A 4,053-nucleotide genomic window follows, 5' to 3' on the forward strand; every position below is an offset into this window, starting at 1 on the left:
TTCCGCCCGGACCCGACCCGAACGGGTCGACCAACGCCTGCCGGTCCGGCCCGCCGTGCCGACGCGGATGCGTCACTCATCCTGAGGTTCCGGCGAAAGCGGGATCCGTGCGGATCACCGGTCACTCGGCCAGATCGAGCCGGTGGCGCCCTGCCCTGTCATCGATCTCGACGATCCAGAGATCTCCGTCGAACCGGATCTCCTTGGCGATCCGCGCCTCGACATCGGGCGGAGACGCCTCGACCATCAGGGCGACGAAGCGGCGCTCGTCTCCAGAATCCGCATCGATCAATGATTGCGGCGCCGGTCCGTAGAGTTCGGCCGATCCGTCGAGGCGGTCGAGCTTCACGAAGATCGCCCCTGCCTCCGGTGACCCGCGCCGACGCTGGACGGCGGCGATCCCCTCCACATCGAGGCGGCGCAGGTGGGCGGAGACCCAGAAGTCGGAGCGCAGGCGTGCCATGCGACCGCTATAGCACCGGTCCGGGCGATGGAGGCTATCCGGGCGGCAGGCCGGCGCGTGCGGCGAGCTCGCGAAGCGTCCGTCCGGCAGGCTCGCCCTTCACCGGCAGCTTGCGGTCCTTCTCGAACCGCGCGATGGCCGCGCGCGTCCCGGCGCCGAGCACCCCGTCCGTTTCGAGCGGGCCGTAGCCGAGCTTCACCAGGGCACGCTGCGCCTTGAGCACCGAATCCTCCGCCTTGGGCGTCACCGAGGCGGTGGTGTCGCCGGGCCGGGCCGGCTCGCTTGCCTTGAGGAGATCGGCGATGCCGTCCCGGGCCGACGGGCGCGGCGTGTCGGATCGCGCCTCGGTGACCGGCTTTGTATCCGGCTTGGCGTCCGCCACGGGACGCTCGCCGGCGCGATCGGCAATCGGCTTCTTCGAGGGCGGCGCGACGGCGGGGCGGGTATTCATGTTGGCGAGGATCGGCGCGGGGTGGCGGCCCGTCTGGGAGCCCAGCGCGTTCAGGGAGACGGCACCGGCGGCGCCGGCCGCCAAGAGGACGCCGAGGACCTCACCGGGGTGCCGCTTGCAGAAGCCCGCGGCGGCAAGGAGGACCCCGAACCGGGCGGCCCAGCCGCTGCGCCGCGTCTCTCCCGAGACCGTGCGCCGCCGCGCGGGGGGGCGGGCGTCGGACGGAATGGCGATCTCGCGCTGATCGCGCCTCATGGCCGGCTCGCGCATCGTGGTGTGTCCCTGAACGGTCACGAATGGGGTGCTCCGGCGATCGGCGGGCGACCGGCCCGCTCGCGGCAGTCGGACATCCCCGACGACGTCTCGATGCGGCGGCCCGTCATGCGCTCATCCGGGTCGGCACGTAGCTCTCGCGCACCGGCTCGGACACCGCATCGAACAGCCCGGCGGGGCGCCGTAGAGCGACCGCCGCATGCCGTGCCGGCGCCAGGAGGCTTGCCCCCGACATCGTCCGGCGCGGGCCGGTGCGGATCGCCGCCGGAGCCGCATCCTGCCCGCCCCGGCCGCAATCGAGGGGCAACGTCACCGTCACGGTGGTTCCGTCCCCGACGGTGCTCTCGATCGTGATGCTGCCGCCATGGAGGCCGACGAGGCCTTGGACGACGGAGAGGCCGAGCCCCGCGCCCTCGTGGGCCCGGCGATAGCCGTCGCCGGCCTGGAAGAACGGGTCGCCGACGCGGGGCAGGTCGGCCTCGCCGATCCCGATCCCGGTATCGGCCACCACGATGTCGAGGCCGTTGCCCGAACGGCGGATCCCGACCTCGACGCGACCGCCGGCCGGCGTGAACTTCACGGCGTTGGAGAGCAGGTTGATCATCATCTGCCGGCAGGCGCGCGGATCTGCGTTGATCTCGAGGGAGGCGGGGATCGCCGTGCGCACGAGGGTGATTCCGGCCCCTTCGGTCTTGAGCTGCATCAGGTCGCAGCAGGTCCGCACCAGGGCACCGATGTCGATGGTCTCCGGCGAATAATCGAAATGGCCGCTCTGAATGCGTGACATGTCGAGCAGCGTGTTGACGACCTCGAGGAGGTGCTGGCCGGAACTGCCGATGATCCCGGCATATTCGCGGGTGCGCTCGGGTTCGAGGGCGATGGCCCCCTCCCCCGCCAAGACCTGCGAGAAGCCGATGATGGCGTTGAGCGGCGTGCGCAGCTCATGGCTGACGGTGGCGAGGAAGCGGCTCTTGACCTCGTCGGCGCGCTCGGCCTCGGCCCGGGCGCGCTCGAGCTCGGCGGCATGACGGCGGTGCTCGGTGACGTCGCGGGTGACGGCCACCACGGTGGAGCCAGCGACGCCGCTCGTGCGGCCCTCGATCCGGTGAGCGCGCATCTCGGCGAAGATGAACCCGGCTGCGCCTTCGGCGCGGATGGCAGCAGCGTCGAGATGGAGGCGGAACTGGACGTTGGCCGGCATGCCGGTGGCGGCGACGTCGCTCAGGGTCTGCAGGAGGGCCGGACGATCGCCGACATGGACCCGGTCGAGGAGGCCGTGCCCGCGCAGCCGGGCGGCATCGGCGCCGACGAACTTGGAGGCCGAGGCGCTCGCCTCGAGGACGCGGCCGTTGCCGTCGTGCCAGGTCACCAGGTCGTCGATCGCCGAGAGCAGCATGCGGTCGCGCAGCTCGTTGTCGCGCGCCTTGGCCCGCCACTGGCCTTCCCGGCGCAGGTGATCGATCGCCTGGGCGGCGATATGGCCGATCGCCGTGATGGCGAAGACCGGCATGGCGAGCTTCGCCGACCAGTCGAGCATCGGCGAGCCGAGCGTCCAGGCGGGCAGCAGGGCGATCGCGAGGGCGCCGAAAACGGAGATGATCGCCGCCGCGAGCGTCGCCCGGCGCGAGCCGGAAACCACGGCTTCGAGGGGGATGGCGACGAGCCAGATCGCGGCCGCGGAGGTCGCGCCGCCTGTCATGGCGGCGATCGACACGACGACTCCGGCGAGCCCGGCCGAGGAGATCGCATGGGCGATCCAGAGGATGCCGGTGCGCGACAGGATGGCGGCGGCGCAGACCGGAAGCAGCAGGCTCGCGATGGCCACCGCCTCGATGCTCGTCGGCACCCCGCGCCACAGGAGATAGGGCGGAAGCGCCACCATCATCAGCGCGCCGGTCGCCAGGCGGGAAACCAGGAAGCGCTCGTGCCGGAACCGCACGCTGGCGTCTTCGTACACGGACTCATGGACGAGCCCCGCGAGACGCGCATCGATGAGGGAGGCCAGGGCACTGTAGATACGCAACACCGACACTCACAGCGCGAAGCTCCCTCGACGGAAGCCCCGACGCCCCTTGGTTCGACATGAACTCGACTGAGCGGAACCGTCGCAGAGGCGACTTAAGCGAGTCTTGCAACAGGGGGAGGCGATGTCGTGGGATGCTTTCCGAAGAATGACCGGGCGTGTTTCAGCCTCGGGTTCCTTTCGGGGCATGACGGCCTCGAATAGAGACCGGCAAGACGACGTTCACCATTCGGTGTTTTTACCGGCCGGCTGGACGCCGATATTAACGTGACGCCGCGTTACTTGAGCCACGACCTGCATGAAGGTCGCTGCGGGGACTGTCCGGGTCGAGCCAATGTCGTTTCTGCTTCGCGCAACGCTGGTGATCGCGGCCCTGTCGTATTGCGCGGCCAACCGCGACGCGCCGGATCCCGGCCTGCAGCCGCCCGTGTCCGTGGCGTCGCTGCCGTCGCTCTGGGAAGCCCTTCCTCCGGAGATCCGCGAGCGCGCCCTCCGCGAGGGCACGGCGCAGGCCGGTCGCCATCTCGCCAGCGCCTTGGCCCTCCCGGCCTCCCGCGACACGCTCGCGGATGCCGACCGCAAGCCGGCCTGGCGCGGGGTCGAGGGTCACTGACGGTCGCTACCGCGCCAGCGCCGTGGGCGAACCCAGCCACACCTTCGGCGCATATGATCCCCGAGTTCTGCTGCGCAGCCTGGGATGACCGGATTGGGTGGAGCGATGGTTCGGCTCACCGTCGTGAAGCTCAGTTCAAAACCCCGCTTTCCATCACCCCCACAGCTCCGCCGCTGGTGGATGGATCAGGCTGCCCTCGAAAACCAAACCCGGCTCGCGGTCGCGGGCCA

Annotated in this window: 4 protein-coding genes; 1 reads left to right on the forward strand and 3 read right to left on the reverse strand. The window is 70.6% G+C overall.

Going from position 1 to position 4,053, the window contains the following annotated elements; all coding sequences use genetic code 11:
- Positions 1-121: 121 nt before the first annotated feature.
- The 3 genes from ACFE7U_RS10140 to ACFE7U_RS10150 form a co-directional block, all read right to left on the reverse strand.
- Positions 122-463, reverse strand: a complete 342-nt coding sequence (locus tag ACFE7U_RS10140; protein ID WP_375409598.1) for a DUF1491 family protein — start codon at positions 461-463, stop codon at positions 122-124.
- 34 nt (positions 464-497) lie between these two features.
- Positions 498-1,169, reverse strand: a complete 672-nt coding sequence (locus ACFE7U_RS10145) for a peptidoglycan-binding protein (protein WP_375409599.1) — start codon at positions 1,167-1,169, stop codon at positions 498-500.
- 124 nt (positions 1,170-1,293) lie between these two features.
- Entirely contained in the window at positions 1,294-3,219 is a 1,926-nt protein-coding gene (locus ACFE7U_RS10150) for an ATP-binding protein (protein ID WP_375409600.1), read from the reverse strand.
- Positions 3,220-3,544: 325 nt separating this feature from the next.
- On the opposite strand from ACFE7U_RS10150, the gene ACFE7U_RS10155 reads away from it, so the two are divergent.
- A complete protein-coding gene (locus tag ACFE7U_RS10155; RefSeq protein WP_375409601.1) occupies positions 3,545-3,823 on the forward strand; it encodes a hypothetical protein in 279 nt (92 codons plus the stop codon).
- The last annotated feature ends 230 nt before the right edge of the window (positions 3,824-4,053 follow it).

It is taken from the genome of uncultured Methylobacterium sp., from assembly GCF_964251405.1.
GTDB lineage: Bacteria > Pseudomonadota > Alphaproteobacteria > Rhizobiales > Beijerinckiaceae > Methylobacterium.

Excerpts from the sequence above, each read along its gene's own strand:
- ACFE7U_RS10155 (WP_375409601.1), top strand. The coding sequence starts at position 3,545 with ATGTCGTTTCTGCTTCGCGCAACGCTGGTGATCGCGGCCCTGTCGTAT.
- ACFE7U_RS10140 (WP_375409598.1), bottom strand. The coding sequence starts at position 463 with ATGGCACGCCTGCGCTCCGACTTCTGGGTCTCCGCCCACCTGCGCCGC.
- ACFE7U_RS10145 (WP_375409599.1), bottom strand. The coding sequence starts at position 1,169 with ATGAGGCGCGATCAGCGCGAGATCGCCATTCCGTCCGACGCCCGCCCC.